21 protein-coding genes and 6 tRNA genes are annotated in these 22,577 nt (G+C 62.9%); 14 read left to right on the top strand and 13 right to left on the bottom strand.

Going from position 1 to position 22,577, the window contains the following annotated elements:
- The first annotated feature begins 384 nt into the window (after positions 1 to 384).
- The 5 genes from ACK1U9_RS24490 to ACK1U9_RS24470 all read left to right on the top strand — a co-directional run bounded on the left by ACK1U9_RS24490 (position 385) and on the right by ACK1U9_RS24470 (position 6,588).
- A complete protein-coding gene (locus tag ACK1U9_RS24490; RefSeq protein WP_258229919.1) occupies positions 385 to 1,788 on the top strand; it encodes a sensor histidine kinase in 1,404 nt (467 codons plus the stop codon).
- Entirely contained in the window at positions 1,773 to 3,122 is a 1,350-nt protein-coding gene (locus ACK1U9_RS24485; protein ID WP_108480481.1) for a sigma-54-dependent transcriptional regulator, read from the top strand. The genes ACK1U9_RS24490 and ACK1U9_RS24485 overlap by 16 nt, the downstream gene beginning before the upstream one ends.
- 167 nt (positions 3,123 to 3,289) lie before the next feature.
- A complete protein-coding gene (locus ACK1U9_RS24480; RefSeq protein WP_046616181.1) occupies positions 3,290 to 3,976 on the top strand; it encodes a hypothetical protein in 687 nt (228 codons plus the stop codon).
- Positions 3,977 to 3,988: 12 nt separating this feature from the next.
- Positions 3,989 to 5,263: an MFS transporter gene (locus tag ACK1U9_RS24475; RefSeq protein ID WP_108480480.1), complete on the top strand. Its 1,275-nt coding sequence runs from the start codon at positions 3,989 to 3,991 to the stop codon at positions 5,261 to 5,263.
- A gap of 71 nt (positions 5,264 to 5,334) precedes the next feature.
- Entirely contained in the window at positions 5,335 to 6,588 is a 1,254-nt protein-coding gene (locus tag ACK1U9_RS24470) for an arsenic transporter (RefSeq protein WP_108480479.1), read from the top strand.
- A gap of 247 nt (positions 6,589 to 6,835) precedes the next feature.
- Here the strand turns inward: ACK1U9_RS24470 and ACK1U9_RS24465 are convergent, their stop codons facing one another.
- The 4 genes from ACK1U9_RS24465 to ACK1U9_RS24450 all read right to left on the bottom strand — a co-directional run bounded on the left by ACK1U9_RS24465 (position 6,836) and on the right by ACK1U9_RS24450 (position 9,055).
- On the bottom strand, positions 6,836 to 7,063 hold the full coding sequence (locus tag ACK1U9_RS24465; RefSeq protein WP_015268870.1) for a hypothetical protein: 228 nt from the start codon (positions 7,061 to 7,063) through the stop codon (positions 6,836 to 6,838).
- 611 nt (positions 7,064 to 7,674) lie between these two features.
- Positions 7,675 to 8,118, bottom strand: coding sequence for a GFA family protein (locus ACK1U9_RS24460; RefSeq protein ID WP_080958508.1), 444 nt, complete (start codon positions 8,116 to 8,118; stop codon positions 7,675 to 7,677).
- Positions 8,119 to 8,497: 379 nt separating this feature from the next.
- Positions 8,498 to 8,573, bottom strand: a tRNA-Thr gene (locus tag ACK1U9_RS24455).
- Positions 8,574 to 8,644: 71 nt separating this feature from the next.
- Positions 8,645 to 9,055 carry a pilin gene (locus tag ACK1U9_RS24450; protein WP_108480478.1) on the bottom strand — a complete coding sequence of 137 codons (411 nt, stop codon included), beginning with the start codon at positions 9,053 to 9,055 and terminating at the stop codon, positions 8,645 to 8,647.
- Between the two features lie 216 nt (positions 9,056 to 9,271).
- Here ACK1U9_RS24450 and ACK1U9_RS24445 point away from each other — a divergent pair, with 216 nt between their 5' ends.
- The 4 genes from ACK1U9_RS24445 to yacG are packed head-to-tail and all read left to right on the top strand — an operon-like array spanning position 9,272 to position 12,169.
- A complete protein-coding gene (locus ACK1U9_RS24445) occupies positions 9,272 to 10,480 on the top strand; it encodes a type II secretion system F family protein (RefSeq protein WP_108480477.1) in 1,209 nt (402 codons plus the stop codon).
- A 2-nt stretch (positions 10,481 to 10,482) separates the two neighbouring features.
- Positions 10,483 to 11,349, top strand: coding sequence for a prepilin peptidase (locus tag ACK1U9_RS24440; protein ID WP_108480476.1), 867 nt, complete (start codon positions 10,483 to 10,485; stop codon positions 11,347 to 11,349).
- Positions 11,349 to 11,972, top strand: coding sequence for a dephospho-CoA kinase (gene coaE, locus ACK1U9_RS24435; protein ID WP_046616198.1), 624 nt, complete (start codon positions 11,349 to 11,351; stop codon positions 11,970 to 11,972). The genes ACK1U9_RS24440 and coaE overlap by 1 nt, the downstream gene beginning before the upstream one ends.
- Entirely contained in the window at positions 11,969 to 12,169 is a 201-nt protein-coding gene (gene yacG, locus ACK1U9_RS24430) for a DNA gyrase inhibitor YacG (RefSeq protein ID WP_046616199.1), read from the top strand. The genes coaE and yacG overlap by 4 nt, the downstream gene beginning before the upstream one ends.
- Positions 12,170 to 12,304: 135 nt before the next feature.
- Here yacG and ACK1U9_RS24425 read toward each other — a convergent pair whose 3' ends face one another.
- A complete protein-coding gene (locus tag ACK1U9_RS24425) occupies positions 12,305 to 13,012 on the bottom strand; it encodes an energy-coupling factor ABC transporter permease (RefSeq protein WP_108480475.1) in 708 nt (235 codons plus the stop codon).
- 133 nt (positions 13,013 to 13,145) lie between these two features.
- Between ACK1U9_RS24425 and ACK1U9_RS24420 the strand changes: the two genes are divergently transcribed.
- The 3 genes from ACK1U9_RS24420 to ACK1U9_RS24410 all read left to right on the top strand — a co-directional run bounded on the left by ACK1U9_RS24420 (position 13,146) and on the right by ACK1U9_RS24410 (position 15,462).
- Positions 13,146 to 13,775 carry a DUF1780 domain-containing protein gene (locus ACK1U9_RS24420; protein WP_013970766.1) on the top strand — a complete coding sequence of 210 codons (630 nt, stop codon included), beginning with the start codon at positions 13,146 to 13,148 and terminating at the stop codon, positions 13,773 to 13,775.
- A gap of 133 nt (positions 13,776 to 13,908) precedes the next feature.
- Positions 13,909 to 14,082: a DUF3094 family protein gene (locus tag ACK1U9_RS24415; RefSeq protein WP_013970765.1), complete on the top strand. Its 174-nt coding sequence runs from the start codon at positions 13,909 to 13,911 to the stop codon at positions 14,080 to 14,082.
- An 84-nt stretch (positions 14,083 to 14,166) separates the two neighbouring features.
- The gene (locus tag ACK1U9_RS24410; RefSeq protein WP_085626727.1) at positions 14,167 to 15,462 is read left to right on the top strand and encodes an NAD(P)/FAD-dependent oxidoreductase; all 1,296 of its coding nucleotides are present in this window, start codon (positions 14,167 to 14,169) and stop codon (positions 15,460 to 15,462) included.
- Positions 15,463 to 15,639: 177 nt separating this feature from the next.
- On the opposite strand, the gene ACK1U9_RS24405 is transcribed toward ACK1U9_RS24410, so the two are convergent.
- The 8 genes from ACK1U9_RS24405 to rluD form a co-directional block, all read right to left on the bottom strand.
- A tRNA-Lys gene (locus ACK1U9_RS24405) sits at positions 15,640 to 15,715 on the bottom strand.
- 5 nt (positions 15,716 to 15,720) lie between these two features.
- A tRNA-Pro gene (locus tag ACK1U9_RS24400) sits at positions 15,721 to 15,797 on the bottom strand.
- Positions 15,798 to 15,844: 47 nt separating this feature from the next.
- Positions 15,845 to 15,920 (bottom strand) — tRNA-Lys (locus ACK1U9_RS24395).
- Between the two features lie 6 nt (positions 15,921 to 15,926).
- Positions 15,927 to 16,003 (bottom strand) — tRNA-Pro (locus ACK1U9_RS24390).
- A 4-nt stretch (positions 16,004 to 16,007) separates the two neighbouring features.
- A tRNA-Asn gene (locus ACK1U9_RS24385) sits at positions 16,008 to 16,083 on the bottom strand.
- Positions 16,084 to 16,479: 396 nt separating this feature from the next.
- On the bottom strand, positions 16,480 to 19,044 hold the full coding sequence (gene clpB / locus ACK1U9_RS24380; RefSeq protein WP_449110243.1) for an ATP-dependent chaperone ClpB: 2,565 nt from the start codon (positions 19,042 to 19,044) through the stop codon (positions 16,480 to 16,482).
- 251 nt (positions 19,045 to 19,295) lie between these two features.
- Positions 19,296 to 20,036, bottom strand: a complete 741-nt coding sequence (gene pgeF, locus ACK1U9_RS24375) for a peptidoglycan editing factor PgeF (RefSeq protein ID WP_046617025.1) — start codon at positions 20,034 to 20,036, stop codon at positions 19,296 to 19,298.
- The gene (gene rluD, locus ACK1U9_RS24370; protein WP_046617027.1) at positions 20,033 to 20,995 is read right to left on the bottom strand and encodes a 23S rRNA pseudouridine(1911/1915/1917) synthase RluD; all 963 of its coding nucleotides are present in this window, start codon (positions 20,993 to 20,995) and stop codon (positions 20,033 to 20,035) included. Before rluD ends, pgeF begins: the two co-directional genes overlap by 4 nt.
- A 147-nt stretch (positions 20,996 to 21,142) precedes the next feature.
- On the opposite strand from rluD, the gene ACK1U9_RS24365 reads away from it, so the two are divergent.
- A complete protein-coding gene (locus ACK1U9_RS24365) occupies positions 21,143 to 22,162 on the top strand; it encodes an outer membrane protein assembly factor BamD (protein ID WP_015268855.1) in 1,020 nt (339 codons plus the stop codon).
- A 94-nt stretch (positions 22,163 to 22,256) separates the two neighbouring features.
- Positions 22,257 to 22,487 (top strand): PP0621 family protein, encoded by a 231-nt coding sequence (locus ACK1U9_RS24360; RefSeq protein ID WP_046617024.1) that lies wholly within the window; start codon positions 22,257 to 22,259, stop codon positions 22,485 to 22,487.
- Positions 22,488 to 22,577: the final 90 nt, after the last annotated feature.

The following is a 22,577-nucleotide window of genomic DNA, read 5'->3' as shown; positions in this document are numbered from 1 at the left end:
GTACTGCTGTGAACAGTCAGATTCGGCTTTTTCGTCCCACCACCCCTTCGAGTATCACCATACAAGCGGCTTTAGCCGCGAAGAATGCAACGCGTTGCCTGGCACCGGCTGCGCCGGTGTTCGCGGCTAAAGCCGCTCCTACAAGGACCGCGCCACCTTCGAGTGCAGTGCAGTACCTGTGGGAGCGGCTTTAGCCGCGAAGAGGCCGGTGCAGGCTGGCCTAGAACTCGAAGGTACTGGACAAGCTCACCTGCCGCGCATCGCCAATGGCCACAAAGTACTGGTTCACCGCCAAGCGCCCACAGAGTCACTGCTAATTCAACCGACCCTGTCCTTGCACGGCGATTTCCCATCTGGCAAGGTTGCCATCAGAACGCCCACCGATTGACCAGCGGTGCGCCACATCAAAGGAAACCGGACCTGTCGCTGCAACCCTCCGTACGACGCGATCTGCTGATTCTGTGGCTTTCCATTGCCGCCGTTGCGCTGGTGCTGGGATGGCTGCTGCTGGTCATCAGCCGCCAAGGCGCCGGCCCGCAGATTGCGCAGGCGCGCCAACTCACCTCGACCAGTTGCCAGGCGCTGCAGGCAGGTGCAGCACGCGTTCGCGAGCAACTCCCGTCTGCGGCAGATCAACCCTATCTCATGACCCCAGCCGCAGCGCAGGCAGTGCTTGATCTGGCACTGCGCGACCAGCCGGGCATGGAGGGCGGCTTCTGGCGAGTGGATGCGGGCGTGGTGGCCTACGCGTTCCCAACCTACGACGGCACGGGAATCAAGCGCGATCCGCCGAGTGCCGAGTTGGAGCGCATTGCCTCCACGGCCCAACGCGCGCAGGATTCCGCAAGCCTCGTGGCAGACGTGCGACCGGGTTTACGCGAAGCCGTGGCTTTTGCCGCATGCCCTGTGGAGGCCGCTGACCGGCACCTGATCGCCTGGACCCTGATGCGCGTGCCGCTTTTGGCCACAGAAACAGTCAACACCTTGATCCTCGCGGTGAGCCTACTGCTGGCGCTGGTCGTGGTCTCCGGCGCATGGCTGGGCAGGATGATTTCGCGTTGGCAACGCCAGTCCACCCATCTGCGACAGCAACTGGCCCAGTCCGAACGCCTGGCCACGTTGGGGCGTGTTTCCGCCGGGCTCGCGCACGAAATCCGCAACCCATTGGGCACGATGCGCATGAAGGTGGAAAACGCGATGGCTGCCCCGGCCGACCGGCGCGAAGCACGTGTGGCTGGCGCCCTGGAAGCCGTACTGTCGCAAACGGCACGCCTGGAGACGCTGGTGTCGAGCCTGTTGGCATTGACGCAACCGTTCCACGCCGAGCGCCAGGCGGTTGACCTGCTGGCATGGCTGGAGGAGCGGCGCAATGCACACGCCGAAGCAGCGCAAAAGAAAGGCGTACGAATCACTCTGGCGGTTGAACCGGGGCTGACCGCCAGCGCGAAGGAAGTTGCGCTGTTCGACCCAGCACAAATGGCGCGGGTCTTTGACAACCTGCTGCTCAATGCGCTGGCGCACACGGGAGAACACGGTGAAATCGAACTCGGTGCGCATCGCACGCGCCGTGGCGCATTGCTGTTGTGGGTGGCGGACGACGGCTGCGGCATTCCGGCCGACTTGCGCGATACACTGTTCGAACCGTTCGCCACCAACCGCGCTGGAGGTACCGGCCTGGGACTGGCGCTGGTGCGCGAGATCGTGCAGGGGCACGGCGGGCGGGTCGGTCTCGCCAAGTCGACCAAGGGAACGCGTATAGAAATGGAGCTACCGTGGCCCGAATCCTGATCGTCGACGATGACGCCGCGTTCCGCGACAGCCTTGCAGAAATGCTGCAGGACCTGGGGCATGCGGTGCTGCAGGCTGAAACCACCGATGCAGGCCTGCACCGACTGCGCACCGAGGCCGTGGATGCGGCCATCGTCGATCTGCGCCTGCCGGGCGAGGATGGCCTGGTGTTCCTGCGCCGCGCGGCGCGCATCTCGCCGGTGCCCTGCATCATGCTCACCGCCTATGCGAGCGGCGGCAACACCATCGAGGCGATGAGCCTGGGCGCGTTCGACCATATGACCAAGCCCGTGACCAGGGCCGCCCTGCTCGAAACGCTCGAACGGGCCCTGCGGCGAGCAGCCCACACCCCGGACAGGCCCCAGGCGGCCGGGGCCTCAGCTGCCGCAAGAGAACCCGTGGATGAAACCGAACTGGTCAGCAGCAGCGAGGCCATGCGCCAGGTCTTCAAGCGCATCGGGCTGGCCGCGAACTCCGATGCCACCGCCTTGATCCTCGGCGAGACGGGCACCGGCAAGGAACTGGTGGCGCGCGCCCTGCATCGCAACAGCGGCAGAGCCAGCGGCCCCTTCGTTGCAGTGAACTGCGCCGCGATCCCGGCCGACCTGATGGAAAGCGAGCTGTTCGGGCATGTCAAAGGCGCGTTCACCGGTGCCGTCAATGACCGCACCGGGCGCTTTCGTGAGGCCGATGGCGGCACCCTGTTCCTCGACGAAATAGGCGATATGCCGCTGGCCACCCAGGCGAAGATCCTGCGGGTGCTGCAGGAACGCGAGATCACCCCCGTGGGCGCCAACCGTGTCCAGCCGGTGAACGTGCGCATCATCGTGGCCACCCACCGAGACCTGCCCAGCGCGGTCAAAGAGGGGCGCTTCCGCGAAGACTTGTGGTACCGCCTGCAGGTAGTGCCCCTTTGGCTGCCGCCGCTGCGTGAGCGCCTGGGCGACGTGCTGCTGCTGGCCGAACACTTTCTACGCCTGCTGGGCGGCGACTCGCCGAAGCGCTTGAGCGCAGCAGCAGCCCGCTTACTGCTGGCCCATCCCTGGCCTGGCAACGTGCGCGAACTGCGCAATGCCATGGAGCGCGCGGCCATCCTCAGCCACGGCCCAGTCATCGATGTCGAACACATCGGGTTGCAGCCAGCGGCTGCGCTCCCCCCGGGCCTGGACATCGACTGGGAAGGCCCCATGGCACAGGCCGTTGCCCGCCTGGAGCGCGAAATGATCGTTCGCGCCCTGGCTGCGACGGCAGGCAACCGCGCAGAGGCGGCGCGGCGTCTCGGCCTGTCTCGCCAGCAGCTCTATCGCAAGCTGGCCGAGTTCAATCTGGACTAACCCCTTCGCACGCAAACCGGTGTCCGATTCCGTGACACCCTGGCGTCCCGAGATCGGACGGCACATCGCCTGGAAATTTCATAACTATTTGATTTTAATGAAAATATTATTTGGCATGGCGCTTGCCCTGCAGGTTGGGTGCTTTTCCCGACCAAGGAGCTTCTCCAATGTCCAGGTATTTCATCGCCACGTCTGTTGCGCTGGCATTCGGCCTGTGTAGCCTCAGCGCACAGGCCGCGCCCGCCGATCCGCCCTACCCTCTGCCGGCAACACCACATCAAGGGGTCGACGCCCCCGGCCTGACGGGCCAGTACACGGTGGAAGGCCAAGTGCAACGGATGCTCATCAATCCCTACGGTGAGGTCGACGGCCTGCGCCTGAGCGACGGCACCATTGCCAAGTTTCCACCGCACATGGCCGATGCGCTCACGGCCACGGTCAAGGTGGGGGACGCCGTTCGCATCATCGGACGGGCGGAAACGCGAGGCACGGTCAAGGCCGACGCCATCATCCATGCCGACAGCGGGCGCACCGTGTACGACCAACCGCCGCCGGTTGACCAAGGCCGAGTGCTGCCGCCACACCTGCGCGCCCAGCGTCTGCAGCCCCAACAGGTGGAAGGCCATGTGGACACCGTGCTCACTGGCCCCCGGGGCGAGGCCAACGGCGTCATCCTGAGCGATGGCAGCATCGTTCGTTTCCCGCCAGAGAGCCTGCGTCTTTCCGTGCAGACGGGGGCACCGTTCGCGGCATCCGGGCTGGGCACGCGCAATGCGTTTGGCACCGCTTTGGAAGCGGTCAGCATGGGCACCACGTTATCCACCCTGCAGCCGCTCTACGACCGTGCGCCATAAGGGAATGCCGCTATGCACCCGGCAACACCTTCCATACCCCCGCCGCATGCCAGCTCGCGGCGCTGGCTGTCCGGCCTCAACTTCTTCCTGGCCGACGTCCGCGATGGCCTGGGCCCCTTCCTCGGCGTGTTTCTGGCCAGCCAGGGCTGGCGCGCCGATGACATCGGCTACGTGATGGCCGCCGGCGGCATCGCAGGCATGCTGGCGACCACGCCGATGGGCGCCTGGATCGACGCTTCGCGCCACAAGCGACTTCTGCTGGCAAGCGGCACCCTTGCACTCATTCTCGCCACGGCAGCGCTATGGACGGCGCCATCGTTCGGCGTCGTCGTCGCCTCCCAGGTTGTGACGGGTGCTGTGGGCGCATTGATGGGCGCCGGCATCATGGGCATCACCTTGGGCATCGTTGATCAGAGAGACGTGTCTCGGCAGCTCGGCATCAACGAGGCCTGGAACCATGCCGGCAACATGATCGCGGCTGCATTGGCCGGGCTGGCGGGCTACTGCTGGGGGCTGTCAGCCGTATTCGTGCTGATGGCCCTGATGGCATGCGCAGCCCTTGCATGCTTGCGCAAGATCAACCCACAGGACATCAACCATGAGCGGGCCCGCGGTGGTGACCTCACCGGCAACCTGCCTGCGCAAGGCAGCAGCCCCTCGCCTTCCCTGGTGCGGGTTTTGACGGACTCGCGCGAGCTGTGCCTGCTCGCGGTCACCATGCTGCTGTTCCACCTGGGCAATGCCGCGATGCTGCCCTTGCTGGCGCAGTCGGTCGTCACGCGCGGGCTGGCCGACCCCAGCGTGTTCACGGCATCGACCGTCATCGTGGCGCAGCTGGTGATGATTCCTGTGGCACTTGGGGCCGGGAGGTATGCCTCTCGGCACGGGTATCGGGCACTGATCATTACCGCCCTGCTGGCCTTGCCCTTGCGAGGGCTGATCGCTGGTTTCTGGGAGTCGCCGTGGGCACTGATTCCGGTACAGGCCCTTGATGGCATCGGGGCGGGTCTACTGGGGGTCGCCTTGCCTGGGCTTGTCGCTTGCATCCTGCGCGGCACCGGGCACGTCAATGCAGGGCTTGGTGCAGTGATGACGATCCAGGGGATAGGCGCGGCCATGAGCCACGCACTCGCCGGCTGGATCGCGCAACATTTCGGCTATGGCGCAGCCTTCGTCGTTCTGGGTATCGTGGCTGCACTCGGACTGCTCACCTATCAGATAGGCCTTCGCAAGGGACATCCAAGTCGGCAACAGTCAGCTCAGCCCAATCACTTTGACAAGATATAGCGTGCTGCACCCCCCCCAAAGGCCGGCACGGCCATGCCGCGCCAAGTCATTCATTCACCTGAGTAAACTGCATGCCCGTATTTGATCCATCCTCGCTCATCTGGACCGTCGCCGCCGTGGCGACCGGCGGGGTAATCCTGCGCCCCTGGCGGGTGCCGGAATATGTCTGGGCAGTCGGCGCCGCTGTATTGCTGACCGTGTTTGGCCTGGTGCCACTGCACACAGCCCTCGCCGCTGTCGCCGAGGGTGGCGATGTTTACTTGTTTCTGATCGGTATGATGGTGCTGGCCGAACTGGCGCGCCAGGAAGGGCTGTTCGACTGGCTGGCCATGTACGCGGTGCAGCATGCCCGGGGCTCCGGCCAGCGCCTGTTCGACCTGGTATTCCTGGTGGGGGTACTGGTAACGGTGTTCCTCTCCAACGATGCCACGGCGGTGGTGCTGACCCCAGCGGTGTACGCCGCCTGCAGGGCGGCCAAGGCCGAGCCGCTGCCCTATCTGTTCATCTGTGCCTTCATCGCCAACGCCGCCAGTTTTGTGCTGCCCATTTCCAACCCGGCCAACCTGGTAGTGTTCGGCAGCCAGATGCCGCCGTTGCTGGAGTGGCTGCGGCAATTCACCTTGCCATCGCTGGCCGCCATCGGCCTGACCTACCTGGTGCTGCGGCTGGCCCAGCGCAGGCAGATCCGCCAGCCCCTGGCGACGGCCATCGACGTGCAACCGCTGTCCAGCGGTGCACGCTTGTGCGCTCTGGGTATCGTGCTGACAGGTGCACTGTTGCTGGTGACCTCCGCTCTGGACCGGCAGCTTGGCTTACCCACCTTCTGCGCCGGCATCGCCACGGCCGGGCTGATCCACCTGCGCCAGCGGCGCAACCCGATGCCGGTGCTCAAAGGCGTGGCATGGGGCGTATTGCCGTTGGTGGCGGGCCTGTTCGTGCTGGTGGAAGCGGTGGCACAGACGGGTGTGATCGAGCACCTGGCCCATGGCTTGGCCGCGCTGGCGCGCAGCTCCGAGACCCAGGCGAGCTGGGGCGCCGGCGTGGTCGCGGCTATCGCCGGCAACCTGATGAACAACCTGCCGACCGGACTGATCGCAGGCTCGGTTGGCCATATTGTCGATTTACCCGCGAGAACCACTGCGGCGCTGCTGATTGGCGTCGATCTCGGGCCGAACTTGTCGATTACCGGCTCCCTGGCCACTTTGCTCTGGCTGGTTGCCGTTCGCCGTGAAGGCGAACACGTCGGTGCCTTGGACTTCCTGCGCCTGGGGGCGCTGGTAATGCCACCTGCCTTGATCGGGGCGCTGGGGTCGCTTCATGTATGAAGCGGCGGATCTCGTTCAGAGCGCTCGATTGATGTTGCGCTGTCGGTAATTGCGCCTACCACCCCACTGCCACAAGTTCGACACATTCCCCAGGAGCTGCGCGGTCGGTGTAGGAGCTGGCTTGCCTGCGATGGGCTGCACAGCAGCCCCATAACCCTACCCCGACAGGAATAAACCACCAACCGACCTTGAGCAGCGGGCCAGCCGCAAGGGTGATATCTGGCCCGCTACTCATCAATGATCCTGCCTAACTAACAGGGTCCTGGCCGTTTCGCTCCATCACCTTCCCACACTGCTCACTGGCCAAACGGCTGATGATCCGGATCGCCTGATGGATACCGGCCGTGTTGCGAAAACTCAGGTGTGGGTTGTGTTCGCACTCCAGCATTTCGTCGTGCTGGACCAGGGCTTCGCCTAGCAGTTCGAGGGTCCAGGCGTAGCTTTGGATGGTGGATAGGCGTTCTTGGTCAGTCATGGCGTGCCTCCCTTGTTGCAGAGACAGAGCGAGATTGACTGGAGGTGAGATCGTTGAGGTCCGCCGAGGTACGACGGTGGAGAACGGATACGAGGATCTTTAGCGGATTTACGGTGGTCATGCATGAGTTCCTTTCGTGATGGAACTGCCACCGCTCGCGGCCAAGCAAGTTAAGGTGGCAGCAGTACGCGGGTTGGCCGACCGGGACGAAAGGAGCCCGGCACACCCGAAGGTGTCCCGCGCACCACCGCCATAACACGACATCGCGGGCACAAAAAAAGCGCCTGCGATTAAGACTGGGCGCTGATGCGCCTTTCGATTCCGACCGGCCAAGGTCGCATCACCGATGCTTCGGCGACGGGAGGACTTTATTCCCGAGTGGCTGTTTTCGCAAGTTTCCAAAAGTAGGAAAGGACTATGCGTTTCGTAGGAAGACGGCCATCAGGGGCCTTTAGCAGCGGGCCAGCCGCAATGATGATGTCTGGCCCGCCGCTCATGCATTTGCGAATCAGGTTAGCATTGATGCCATGGCTAACGGCGACACTGGAAACGGGTCTTGGGCTGTATGGTATCCATCCAGCTCTCGGCGCGATGCCTACGTAGAATCGGAATCAATCATGGTTGCTTTCATATCGCAGCCATCCAGCAGTAACTGAGCCTCCACCTACGCGGTCTTTTGGATGAATCCGCCCTTCACTGACAGGGACTTCCGGGAAATCAAATGGGCTCATGCCTTCGATACAGGCAACATTGACCCCGTATTGATCCGGTGAGGAGCGGCGCTGGTGGAAGGTGTAGATGCCGCATTTCGAGCAGAAGTAGTGCTTTGCAACATGTGTGTTGAACTGATAAAGGGTGAGTGCCTCATGCCCTTGGATGATGGTGATGTCGCCCAGGTTGGCTGATACCACCACTGCTCCTCGCATACGGCAGAGCGAGCAGTTGCACCGGCGCGCTGTGCGCACACCATCGGTCAAGCGAAGTAAAAAACGCACCGTCCCGCAATGGCAGGCAGCCTGGTAAACAGGGCGATCATCGTGTTTTTCAACAGTCATAGCGTTTCTCTTGTCGTGTCAGAGGAAACAAAGCAGTTGGTCTGCGGGTTGTTGTGATGAGCGGGCGAGATCAGTCGCTGGGGGTATTGGTGGAAACCTCGGCTATCTGAAAATATCTAAAACCGAATAAGACACTATCTTAAAGAGTCTCGCCAAACACCCCGAAAACGCGGGGCGAAAGCAAAATACCAGTCACCCATTTTCTTGAAACCCGTGCAACCGGAAGTGAATAGCAGCTAACCATTCACTCGGCCGAAAAGCTGGGCTGAAGGTCGCCTGATCGGCCGAAAGCAGAAAACGGAAGAACAAAAATGCCCGCACAAGGCGGGCATTTTGGAGGGGCCGAATGCAGGAAACCCTGCATCAAAACGTCAAATTTTGGTGCCGGAGACAGGAATCGAACCTGCGACCTTCGCGTTACGAGTGCGCTGCTCTACCGACTGAGCTACACCGGCGTGTAGCGCAACGTACCACTGCTCGCCCCCGTTACGCAAACCCCTGTTTCCGCTAGTTTATTGCCCTACCCTCAAGGCGCCTTGCACCCCTTCGGCGCCAGGTCTTCCTCGATGTCGGTCGTACACGCCCACCCGCTAGCCGAACGCGTCAGGGTCAGTGCCTTGCCCAGCACAGTGGCCGGCGCATCCACCAGCGTGCAAACGATGCTCCCGCTGCCATCCGCCGCCTTGCCGCTAGCCGTGATTGCACAGTGCGACGTCGCTGGCTGGCCACCCAGCGCGGCTACATCCGCAACATCCTTCCCATCATTCAACCGCAGGTCCATCGCCGTCTTCAGCGCGCTGATCTCCAGCAAGCCGGCCGCTGCCTTGGAGCGTGACTGGTGGTTGGTGTACATCGGTAAGGCGATGGTCGCCAGAATGCCGATGATCGCGACGACGATCATCAGTTCGATCAGGGTGATACCGCGTTGCCCTTTCATGAACATTTTCCTTTTTGATACGCGTACTCGTTGAGGTCAGGCTCGACCCCGGCTGGCAGCGGCGCAGTAGGCCTGAACAGACACCTTTTGTCACCCCTGCCCGCTTGGGCGTCGTCTTCGCTGAACTACTCTAGTGAGCATCTCGGACGCACGCCCTTGCATGGGCGCGGCAAGCTGTTTCCAGGCTTGTCGCACGGGCAGAAAAAGGACCTTTGCATGACCCAATCCACACTCCTCTACACCTGGCACGGCACCGACGCCAACGGCGCGCCGGTCAGCGGGCAAACATCCGGGCGCAGCCCGGCCTATGTGCGTGCAGGGCTTATCCGCCAGGGCATCAAGGTCGCCAGTTTGCGGCCTGCCGGCGGGCTGACATTCAGTTTGCCGAAACGGCGGGCAAAGGCCGACCCGGCGGGGTTCAGCCGGCAGCTGGCGACCTTGCTCAAGGCCGGGGTGCCGCTGCTGCAGGCGTTCGAGGTGATGGGGCGCAGTGGCTGTGATGCGGCGCAGGCGGCATTGCTGGATAGGTTGAAACAGGATGTGGCCTCGGGCCTGGGGCTGGCGGATGCGTTGCAGCGCCACCCGGGGTGGTTCGATGCGTTGTACTGCAACCTGGTGCGGGTGGGGGAGCAGTCCGGCACGCTCGACCGGCAGCTGGACCAGCTGGCAGGCATGCTGGAGCAGCGTCGGGTGCTGCACAAGAAGGTGCGCAAGGCGATGATCTACCCGTTGCTGCTGTTGCTGACGGGGCTGGGGGTGTCGGCGATCCTGTTGCTGGAGGTGATACCGAAATTCGAGAGCATGTTCTCTGGCATGGGCGTGGCGTTGCCGGCATTTACCCAATGGGTGATCGACTTGTCCACAGGGCTGAGCCGGTTTGCGCCGTTGTTGCTGGTGATGGGCTTGGTCCTGGGCTTTGCCATGCGCAAGGTCTACCGGCAGCACGCGCCAGCGCGCCTGTGGATATCTCACCGGGTGCTGGGCTTGCCGGTGTTCGGCTCGCTGCTGGGGCAGGCGGCGCTGGCGCGGTTTGCGCGTAGCCTGGCAACGTCCTACTCCGCCGGGGTGCCGTTGCTGGATGCGCTGGGCACGGTGGCCAGGGTCAGTGGCGGCGATCTGCATGAACAGGCGGTGTTGCGGCTGCGCCAGGGCATGGCCAATGGGCAGGGGCTGCACCAGGCGATGGCCGCTGAGCCGCTGTTTCCGCCGCTGCTGGTGCAACTGACGGCCATCGGGGAGTCCAGTGGCACGCTGGACCAGATGCTGGAAAAAGCCGCCAGCCATTACGAGGAACAGGTCAGCCAGGCGCTGGACCAGTTGACCAGCCTGCTGGAGCCGGCCATCGTGCTGGTCCTGGGCCTGCTGGTGGGCGGCCTGGTGGTGGCGATGTACCTGCCGATCTTCCAGTTGGGTAGCTTGATCTGAACATGACTTTATGGACTTTGCTGGCTGAGCAGCCAGCGTACTTTCTCACCCTGGCCACGGTGCTCGGCCTGCTAGTGGGCAGTTTTCTCAATGTGCTGGTGTACCGCCTGCCTATCATGCTGGAGCGGCAATGGCAGCGTGAGGCGCAGGAAATGCTGGAATTGCCGATCACGCCACACGAGCGTTTCAACCTGTGGTTACCCGCCTCGCGCTGCCCGCATTGCGCGCATCGGATTCGCGCGTGGGAAAACATTCCGGTCATCAGCTACCTGGCCTTGCACGGGCGTTGTTCAGCCTGCAAAACCCGCATCAGCCCGCGCTACCCGTTGGTGGAGGTGGCCAGCGCGCTGCTGTCGCTGGTGGTGGCCTGGCGCTTTGGGGCTTCGCCCGAGGCCTTGCTGGCACTGCCACTGACCTGGTGCCTGCTGGCCCTGAGCCTGATCGATGCCGAGCACCAGTTGCTGCCGGATGCCCTGGTGCTGCCGATGCTGTGGCTGGGGCTGATCGCCAACGCCTTTGGCCTCTACGTCCCGCTGACCAGTGCGCTGTGGGGCGCGGTTGCCGGTTACCTCAGCCTGTGGACGGTGTACTGGCTGTTCAAGCTGATCACTGGCAAGGAGGGCATGGGCTATGGCGACTTCAAACTGATGGCGCTGATCGGGGCCTGGGGGGGCTGGCAGGTGTTGCCGTTGACCCTGCTGCTGTCGTCGGTGGTGGGGGCGCTGGCGGGGCTGTGCCTGCTGCGTCTGCGCCGGCATGCCATGGGCACGGCAATCCCGTTCGGCCCTTATCTGGCGATTGCGGGGTGGATTGCCGTGCTCTGGGGTGATGAAATATACGCTTCATACACACAACTGCTTGGATTCTGATGACCACTGCGGCCTTTACCCCCTGGATTCTCGGCCTGACCGGCGGCATTGGCAGCGGCAAGAGCGCCGCTGCCGAGCGTTTCGTCGAGCTTGGCGTGCACCTGGTCGATGCCGACCAGGCGGCGCGCTGGGTGGTCGAGCCTGGCCGCCCGGCCCTGGCCAGCATCGTCGAGCGCTTTGGCGCCGGTGTGCTGCAGGCGGACGGTCAACTCGATCGTGCGGCCCTGCGCCAGCTGATCTTCGCCGACACGGCACAGCGCAAATGGCTGGAGCAATTGCTGCACCCGCTGATCGGGCAGGAGATTTTCAGCTACCTGGCCAAGGCGGAATCGCCGTATGCGGTGTATGTGTCACCGCTGCTGATCGAGTCGGGCCAGTACCAGAAGACCCAGCGGGTGCTGGTGATCGATGCGCCGCAGGAACTGCAGGTGGCACGTACCCTGGCGCGTGACAACACCAGCGCCGAGCAGGTGCAGGCCATTCTCAAGGCCCAGCTGGCCCGTGAGGAGCGCCTGCGCCATGCCGATGATGTGGTGGTCAATGACGGCGACCTGGCCGCGCTGCATGAGCAGATTGACCGCCTGCACCACTTTTACCTGACTTTACGAGGAGGCCAGCCATGAGCCAGCCATTGACCGTCGATTGCCCGACCTGTGGCGCACCTGTGGAATGGAACGAGAAAAGCCCGTTCCGGCCGTTCTGTTCGGACCGTTGCAAGCTGATCGACCTGGGGGCCTGGGCGGCGGAGGAGCACAAGATTCCGGGGGCGGAAGACTCCGAGGATGAGCTGTATTCGGGGGACCTGGAGCCGCGGCATTGAGCCGATAGCAAGGTGTCCTTCAGGGCCCTTTCGCGGGTAAACCCGCTCCCACAGGGACCTCACGGTTCTCAAGGCTGGTGCAGTACCTGTGGGAGCGGGTTCACCCGCGAAAGGGCCAGTACAGCAACCACAGAATCAACGATCATCCTCCTTCCACGGCGCCTGCAGGTACCGCGTGCGGTTGAAGGTTTCCAGCCACTCCGGGCAAAACACCACCAGCGCACTGATCACCGTGCCGTTGATGAACGCTTCGGGGAACATCATCAGCCACAGGTAGCCGACAAAATCGCTGAGCCACTCCGGCATGGCGAAGCGCTCGTCAAGCCACAACAGCCCCAGCGCGGTCGACAGGCAGGCCAGCACGGTCAGTGCCGCCGGGAAGAACCCTGAACAGAAGATATACACAAACAGGTTCCGCGGCTGGGCACGCTCGACGCCTATCGCGCACGCCTCGGCTATCAGTACCGGCAGGCCAACCAGCAACAAGCCATTCACCCCTAGCGCCGCCAGGTCCTGACGCCCCAGCGCCAGCAATCCGAGCTGGGCCATGAACCCACCCAGCACCGCCAGCGGCCAGTCCAGCAACAGCGTGACCGCCGTCATGCCTATGAAGTGGTACGACACACCGGTATCGAAATCGCGCCGCACCAACCATAAGGCAAACAGGCAGAACACCGTACCAAACAGCAGATGCTGGCGGCGTCGGTCAGTGAACAGCTCAACCCAGCGCACCTGGCTGACCGCCCAGATCAGCAACGGCACATATCCCAGCCAGCCAAGCGTAAGGGTGGTGCCGGACAACACCTGCGCGCTGATCACCTGACGAATGCCCCTTGCAGCCATGTGGATAACGCCGAGTCTACACCCATTCTGCGTTTCATCTGGCGGGGCTAGCGCAACAGTGCGCCGGTACCGGGCTGATTTCTGCGCACAAACAGCATCTTATCGTCATCGATTAGCGGCTAAGCTTGTCTGCATGGATGACTCAGACTACCTGCGCCTGCTTACCATCCAGGCGGAACAAGCCAATGCCTTTCTCTCCAACGCCCGCAAGTGGGAGCGGGAGCGTTGGGTGTGCCAACGCCTGTTGCAGGGGCTGAACATCCCCTACCGCAGCGAGGACTTCACCCCGGCCGGGCAGGAGCCGCCAGACGTACTGTTCCGCGACGCGGCGTTCGAGGTGTTTTTCGTGCTCGACGAGGGCCGCCGGCTGAACGATGAATGGCGCGAAGAACTGCAGCGCCGGCGCAGTGCATTCTCCCTGGCGCAGCTTGTACGCCGCGAGGCGCGCCCACGGCGCATCAGTGCCACCGAGCTGCTGGGGCGGCTGGCGCCGACCTTGCGCAAGAAAGCGCACAACTACCGGGAACGCGGGCTGGAGCTGAACGAACTGGACATCATTGCCTTCGCCAGCCTCAAGCGCGAAGTGCTGGACCTCAACACCCACTTCCCGCCGCCTACCGAATACCTGCGTCAGGGCTGGCGCTCACTGTCACTGGTCGGGCCGACGTTTGCCCGGGTGCTGTTTGCCCATCCCGACGCGCCGGACTTCCTGCGCGGCAACCTGGGCCGCAGCATTGTCTTCGACGTGGGCATCAGTCTTTGATCCAGTGCAGCGAATGTTTGCGATGGCGTACACTCGGCGCCAGATATAGAAAGCATTATCATTTGTTTCAAGCGCTTGCGTGAACGCTGTAGCGTTTACGCAGTCACAAACGTCTACCTGACGAGGCCCCACCATGACCAGCCGCCTGAATCCGGAAGATCAGCGTCGTGTCGATGAGTATTTGCGAGCCCCCCAGCACCAAGTCGAGCGCAGGCCCTTCCGGCCGTGGCTGCTCCTTGTGCTGGTGGTGGCCGTGACTATCGGGTTGGGTCTCATCAGCCGCCTGCTCAGTGGACTGGTGCTATGAGCTGCTTTGCGCTCGCCCTCCCCTCGTGCAGTTTGCGGCCGGCCCCCGGGGCCACGAATTCCGTAAACCTTATGAGATATCCCCATGACTCATCGCATCGTGATTGTCGGCGGCGGCGCCGGCGGCCTGGAACTGGCGACCCGCCTGGGTAAAAGCCTGGGCAAGCGCAAGCAGGCCGAAATCACCCTGGTCGACGCCAACCTCACGCACATCTGGAAACCGCTGCTGCACGAAGTGGCCGCCGGCTCGCTGAACTCCTCGGAAGACGAACTGAACTACGTGGCCCAGGCCAAGTGGAACCACTTCAACTTCCAGCTGGGGCGCATGAGCGGCCTGGACCGTGAAGGCAAACAGATTCAACTGGCCGCCACCCTCGACGAAGAGGGGCGCGAGCTGCTGCCTGCGCGCACCCTGGGCTATGACACCCTGGTCATTGCCGTGGGTTCCAACACCAACGACTTCGGCACCCTGGGCGCTGCGCAGCATTGCCTGTTCCTCGACACCCGCAAGCAGGCCGAGCGTTTCCACCAGCAGTTGCTCAACCACTACCTGCGTGCCCATGCCGGTGATGTGGCCAGCGAAAAAATCAGCGTGGCCATCGTCGGCGCCGGTGCCACCGGTGTGGAGCTGGCAGCCGAGCTGCACCACGCGGCGCACGAACTGGCGGCCTATGGCCTGGACCGCATCCAGCCCAAGGACATGCACATCACCCTTATCGAGGCGGGCCCGCGCGTTTTGCCGGCGCTGCCAGAGCGCATCAGCGTGCCGGTGCACAAGACCCTGGAAAAGCTCGGGGTGAAGGTGATGACCAACGCCGCCGTCAGTGAAGTGACCGAGGATGGCCTGAAAACCAAGGACGGTGAAGTGATCCAGGCCAGCCTGAAGGTGTGGGCGGCCGGTATCCGTGCACCGGGTTTCCTCAAGGACATCGATGGCCTGGAAACCAACCGCATCAACCAGCTGGTGGTACGCCCTACCCTGCAGACCACCCGCGACGACAACATCTTTGCCTTCGGTGACTGTGCCGCCTGCCCGCAACCGGGTAGCGACCGCAACGTTCCGCCACGTGCCCAGGCGGCGCACCAGCAGGCTTCGATGCTGGCGCAGAGTTTGAAGGCGCGGCTGGAGAACAAGGCGCTGCCGACCTATGAGTACAAGGACTACGGTTCGCTTGTGTCGCTGTCACGCTTCTCGGCGGTGGGCAACCTGATGGGTAACCTGATGGGCAGCGTGAAGCTTGAAGGGTGGCTGGCGCGGATGTTCTATGTGTCGCTGTACCGGATGCACCAGATGGCGTTGTACGGGTTCTTCCGTACGGCGTTGATGATGCTGGGTAGCAAGATTGGCCGGGGTACCGAGCCGCGCCTGAAATTGCACTGACAGACACCAGCATGCCCTGTGGGAGCGGGTTTACCCGCGAATGCGATGGTGAACCTGCTGCCGCATTCGCGGGTGAACCCGCTCCCACACAGGACTGTGTGGGCCCAAGAGCGCATTCTTGTGGGATAAATTCAACGCAAAAAAAAGGGCATCTCATGCGAGATGCCCTTTTTTTCATGGTGGGTCGTGTAGGATTCGAACCTACGACCAATTGGTTAAAAGCCAACTGCTCTACCAACTGAGCTAACGACCCGGAAATGGTCGGGGTGAGGGGATTCGAACTCCTGACATCCTGCTCCCAAAGCAGGCGCGCTACCGGACTGCGCTACACCCCGTGATACTTAAAGAAAAAGGGCATCTCGCTTGAGATGCCCTTTTTACATGGTGGGTCGTGTAGGATTCGAACCTACGACCAATTGGTTAAAAGCCAACTGCTCTACCAACTGAGCTAACGACCCGGAAAATGGTCGGGGTGAGGGGATTCGAACTCCTGACATCCTGCTCCCAAAGCAGGCGCGCTACCGGACTGCGCTACACCCCGAGATTGGCTCCGCGACCTGGACTCGAACCAGGGACCCAATGATTAACAGTCATTTGCTCTACCGACTGAGCTATCGCGGAACTGAACTTCGGCACATCTTTACAGCTTCGAAGCTTGTGTTAGCTTCGGTCTCTTCGGCTATCCGCTTTCGCGTTGCAGCTGCTGAGGCCGGCTATTCTACATTCTTCGTTTTGCTTGTCAACCACTTTTTTTCATTCAACTTACTGATTTGTAAGTGTTTTGCGGTCACCGATGTTGCTGGTGATTCGCTTAGTGCCTGACAACGCGGCGTATATTAGGGGCACTCGTTTTTAGATGCAAGAAAAAATTTCAAAAATTTCAGCAAGTTATCCAGGAAGGCTGAAAGACCCGGATTTGCTGGGGCTGTGCCGGCCTCTTCGCGGGTAAACCCGCTCCCACAGGTGCTGCACAGGCAAAAAAAAGCCCCGCAGATGCGGGGCTCATGGTGCAACAAATCAGCCGAAGACGATTTCGTCGCCTTCCACCTTGGCGGTAATCGCCGTCCCCGGCATGAACTTGCCTGCCAGGATCAACTGCGCCAGCGGGTTTTCGATCCAGCGCTGTATCGCACGCTTCAGCGGCCGTGCGCCGTACACCGGGTCGTAACCCACGGCAATCAGCTTGTCCAACGCCTCCGGGCTCAGGCTCAGCGACAGTTCGCGCTCCAGCAGGCGGCTGCGCAGGCGGCCCAGCTGGATTTCGGTAATGCCGGCAATCTGCTCGCGGCCCAGCGGCTCGAACACCACCACTTCGTCGATACGGTTGATGAACTCCGGACGGAAGTGCGAACCCACCGCATCCATCACCGCCGCACGCTGTGCCTCGCGGTCACCCACCAGTTCCTGGATCTGCGCCGAGCCCAGGTTGGAGGTCATCACGATCACGGTGTTGCGGAAGTCCACGGTGCGCCCGTGGCTGTCGGTCAGGCGGCCGTCTTCCAGCACCTGCAGCAGCACGTTGAACACATCCGGGTGGGCCTTCTCCACCTCGTCCAGCAGCACCACCGAGTATGGCTTGCGCCGTACCGCCTCGGTCAGGTAACCGCCCTCTTCATACCCGACATAGCCTGGCGGGGCGCCGATCAGGCGAGCCACGGAATGCTTCTCCATGAACTCGGACATGTCGATGCGCACCATCGCCTCTTCGGTGTCGAACAGGAACTCGGCCAGCGCCTTGCACAGCTCAGTCTTGCCCACGCCGGTCGGGCCAAGGAACATGAACGAGCCACTCGGCCGGTTCGGGTCGGACAGCCCGGCGCGCGAACGGCGCACGGCGTTGGCCACCGCGGTTACCGCCTCGCCCTGGCCGATCACGCGCTGGTGCAGCAGCTCTTCCATCTTCAGCAGCTTTTCACGCTCGCCTTCGAGCATCTTGGCTACCGGGATACCGGTCCACTTCGACACCACTTCGGCAATTTCTTCCTCGGTGACCTTGTTGCGCAGCAACTGGTTTTCGGTCTTGCCGTGCTGGTCGACCATCTGCAGGCTGCGCTCCAGGTCCGGGATCACCCCGTACTGCAGCTCGGCCATGCGGCTCAGGTCGCCTTTGCGACGGGCGGTCTCCAGCTCCTGGCGGGCCTGCTCGATCTTTTGCTGGATCTGCGCCGAGCCCTGCACCTCGGCCTTCTCGGAGGCCCAGATTTCTTCCAGGTCGGCGTACTCACGCTCCAACCGGTCGATTTCCTCGGTCAGCTTCTCCAGGCGTTTTTTCGCCGCTTCGTCTTCTTCCTTCTTCAGCGCCTGCGATTCCACCTTCAGCTGAATCAGGCGACGGTCGAGGCGGTCCAGCACTTCCGGCTTGGAGTCGATCTCCATGCGGATACGGCTGGCCGCTTCGTCGATCAGGTCGATGGCCTTGTCCGGCAGCTGACGGTCGGTGATGTAGCGGTGGCTGAGCTTGGCCGCGGCAATGATGGCGCCGTCGGTGATGGCCACCTTGTGGTGCACTTCATAGCGCTCCTTCAGGCCACGCAGGATGGCGATGGTGTCTTCCTCGCTCGGCTCCTCGACCAGCACCTTCTGGAAGCGGCGCTCCAGGGCCGCGTCCTTCTCGATGAACTGGCGGTACTCGTTCAGCGTGGTGGCGCCAACGCAGTGCAGCTCGCCACGGGCCAAGGCCGGCTTGAGCATGTTGCCGGCATCCATTGCGCCCTCGCCTTTGCCGGCGCCGACCATGGTGTGCAGCTCGTCGATGAACAGGATGATCTGGCCTTCCTGCTTGGACAGCTCGTTCAGCAGGCCTTTGAGGCGCTCTTCGAACTCGCCGCGGTACTTGGCACCGGCAATCAGCGCGCCCATATCCAGCGCCAACAGGCGCTTGCCCTTGAGGCCGTCGGGCACTTCACCATTGATGATGCGCTGGGCCAGGCCTTCGGCGATGGCGGTTTTACCTACGCCTGGCTCACCGATCAGCACCGGGTTGTTCTTGGTACGACGTTGCAGTACTTGCACGGTACGGCGGATTTCGTCGTCACGGCCGATCACCGGGTCCAGCTTGCCTTCTTCGGCACGCTTGGTCAGGTCGACGGTGTATTTGTCCAGCGCCTGGCGCGATTCCTCGGCGTTGGCGTCGTTGACGGCCGCGCCGCCGCGCAGGTTGTTGATGGCATTTTCCAGGGCCTTCTTGGTCACGCCCTGGCTCAACAACAGCTTGCCGAGCTTGCTGTTCTCGTCCATGGCGGCCAGCAGCACCAGCTCGCTCGAAATGAACTGGTCACCCTTCTGCTGTGCCAGGCGGTCAGCCTGATTGAGCAGGCGCGCAAGGTCCTGCGACATGTTCACGTCGCCGGTGGGGTTCTGGATTTTCGGCAACTGGTCGAGTTCTTTCACCAGTGCCTGGCGCAGGCTGTTGATGTCGAAGCCTACCTGCATCAGCAGCGGCTTGATCGAGCCGCCCTGCTGCTCGAGCAGTGCCTGCAACAGGTGCACGGGCTCGATGGCAGGGTGATCCATGCCAACGGCCAGGGATTGGGCATCGGATATTGCAAGCTGCAGCTTGCTGGTCAAACGGTCTATTCGCATGGGGGTACCTTCCTTTAAAGGGCAGGTCGGAGCGATGGACAGCGCCTGTTTGTGAAGAAACCTGCCTGAGATGACCTTATAGATAAGGCTGATTCTGGAAGATTCAAGCGTAGCGGGGTTGACCGGGGTCAACCTGTTGGATTAGTGCTGGGCCATTCGCGGGCATGCCCGCTCCCACAGGGAATCCGCAACCATTTAAACCTGTGGTGTACCTGTGGGAGCGGGCGTGCCCGCGAAGAGGCCAGTGCAGGCTAGCGCGGCTCCAGCCACACCAGGGAAGCAAAACGCCCACCCTGCGGGGTACGGCGATAGGAGAAGAACCGCTCATCGCTGACTGTGCACAAGCCACCGCCGTAAACAGCAGTCACCCCACGCGCCGCCAAACGGATACGCGCCAGCTCATAGATGTCGGCCATCAACTTGCCCGGCCGGGCACCATCGACAAAGGCCCTGGCCGCTTCCGGGTGCACCGCCGTAAAGGCATCGCGCACCTCAAGCCCCACTTCGAACGCCTGCGGGCCAATCGCTGGCCCCAACCACACCAGCACCTCTTCGGGCGGCAGTGCCAGGCGATCCAGGGTGGCCTCCAGCACACCACCGGCAAGCCCGCGCCAGCCAGCATGCGCCGCGGCCACGCGGGTACCGGCCCGGTCGCAGAACAGCGCAGGCAGGCAATCGGCAGTCATAACGGTGCAGGCAATACCAGGCTGATCGGTCCAGCTGGCGTCGGCCTCGGCCACCACGGCCGGGTCAGCATCCGCCACTACCAGCCCATGCACCTGCTTGAGCCAGGCCGGCTGGATGGCGAATTCGTCGCTCAGGCGCCGACGATTTTCAGCCACCGCGGCAGGGTCGTCCCCTACATGGTCGCCAAGGTTGAAGGTTTCATAGGGCGGCAGGCTGATGCCGCCCTGGCGGGTGGTGACACAGGCGCGCACCGAGGCCGGGGCCGGCCAGTCGGGGAGCAGCAGCGACTGCGTCAGGCCACTCATCCGACAAAGCTCTCGCGGTCCTGGTTCAGCAGCGACAGCAACCAGACGAAGTCATCCGGCAGCGGCGATTCCCACTTCATGACTTCACCGGTAATCGGGTGGGCCAATGCCAGGAAGCGCGCATGCAGTGCCTGGCGCGGGAAGGTTTTCACCGCCTCGACCATGGTCGGGCTGGCTGCCGGCGGAATGCGGAAGCGCCCGCCGTAGGTCTGGTCGCCGACCAGCGGGAAGCCAACGTGAGCCATGTGCACGCGAATCTGGTGGGTACGGCCGGTTTCCAGCTTGACCCGCACATGGGTGTGCGAGCGGAAGCGCTTGAGCACACGGTAGTGGCTGACTGCCGGCTTTCCGCCGTCGGTGACCGCCATGCGCTGGCGCATGCCGCCGTGGCGCCCGATCGGGGCGTCGATCTTGCCGCCGGCGGTGACCACGCCAATCACGATGCACTCGTAGATGCGGCTGACCTTGCGCGCCTGCATCTGCTCGACCAGCCGGGTCTGCGCCTGCAAGGTCTTGGCCACCACCATCAGGCCGGTGGTGTCCTTGTCCAGGCGGTGGACGATACCGGCGCGTGGTACGTTGACGATGTCAGGCACGTGGTGCAGCAGTGCATTGAGCAAAGTCCCGCTGGCATGCCCGGCGGCCGGGTGCACAACCAGCCCGGCAGGCTTGTTGATCACCATGATATGGTCGTCTTCGTAGACGATATCCAGCTCGATATCTTCGGCGACCCACTCGCCCTGGGCCTCTTGCTCGGCCTCCAGGACAAGTTGCGAGCCACCATGGACGAGGTCTCGAGGGCGCACCACGGCGCCATCGACCGTCAGGCGGCCTTCTTTGATCCACGAAGTCAGCCGGGAACGCGAGTACTCGGCGAACAATTGGGCGGCGACCTGGTCGAGGCGTTGACCGCCCAGTTCGGACGGCACCTCTGCGCTAAGTTGAATGATCTCGGACATGCTCGATTCGGCGGGCGCACAGCCTTTGGTTTCGGCTGCGAGCTTGTGGTTAAATACGACTTCTTTTGTCCCGGGGTTGGCCGGGGCGCTCATCATAACAGGACGGCACCGCCCAAGACAGCGGCCGTCAAAGGGACGCAAGCCGCCATGCAAGTGAAACACCTGCTGCTGATCGCCATCCTCGGGCTCACCGCGGCCTGTTCCTCCAATAAAGAAGTGATTGACGAGAACCTCAGCGAGGCCGAGCTGTACCAGCAGGCACAAGCTGACCTGGACAACTCCAGCTACACCAGCGCCGTGAACAAGCTCAAGGCCCTGGAGTCGCGCTACCCGTTCGGCCGCTATGCCGACCAGGCGCAGCTCGAACTGATCTACGCCAACTACAAGAACTCCGAGCCCGAGGCTGCCAAGTCGGCTGCCGAGCGCTTCATCCGCCTGCACCCGCAGCACCCCAACGTCGACTACGCCTACTACCTCAAGGGCCTGACCTCGTTCGACCAGGACCGTGGCCTGGTGGCGCGCTTCCTGCCGCTGGACATGACCAAGCGTGACCCGGGCGCTGCCCGCGACTCGTACAACGAGTTCGCCCAGCTGACCAGCCGCTTCCCCAACAGCCGCTACGCGCCAGACGCCAAGCAGCGCATGATCTATCTGCGCAACCTGCTGGCCTCGTACGAAATCCATGTGGCCGACTACTACCTGAGCCGCCAGGCCTATGTAGCCGCTGCCAACCGTGGCCGCTACGTGGTGGAGAACTTCCAGGAAACCCCATCGGTCGGCGACGGCCTGGCAGTGATGGTCGAGGCGTACCAGAAGATGCACCTGGACGAACTGGCCGCCACCAGCCTGGAAACCCTCAAGCTCAACTACCCGGACCACCCGAGCCTGGTAGATGGCGAGTTCCAGCCAAAGCAGACCGAGTCTGATGGCCGCGGCTGGCTGTCCAAGGCGACCCTGGGCCTGATCGAAACCGACACCCCGCTGCCGCCGGGCGAAACCCGCGCCAACCAGGACGTGGTCAAGCAGTTCCAGGACGCACGTGACGAGATGCCACGTGAGTTGCTGCCGACTGACGAGAACGGCGACCCGATCGTGCCGGAAGGGCCGAAGGAAGCCGAGAAGGACCGCTCCTGGTTCAGCTACATGACCTTTGGTCTGTTCGACTGATACGCAGCGGTACATGAAAGGGAGGCCCAAGGCCTCCCTTTTTTATTGGCCGCGTCCTAGACTGTCGGCTTCTTCAACCGACAAGCTGGACACCATGGTTCGCCTACTTTTCTGGATCGCCCTGATCGCCGCCGCGTTCTGGCTGTGGCGCAAGTTCAAAGCCAGCCAACAGTCGCACCCCGAGGCCAAGCTGGACGCGCCGCTGAAGATGGTGCGCTGCGCCCATTGCGGCGTGCACCTGCCCAATGACCGGGCGCTGCAGCAGGGCAACGAGTGGTATTGCAGCCAGGCGCACCTGCAGCAAGGCCCAGGCCGCCAGAACTGAACCTGAATCACCTGAACCCCTTCGCGGGCACGCCCGCTCCCACAGGAACCCTGCAGGCCTTGAGCCTTTTGCAGTACCTGTGGGAGCGGG

It is taken from the genome of Pseudomonas sp. XP1 (assembly GCF_053557675.1).
This window is presented reverse-complemented; position numbering and strand designations above follow the sequence as displayed.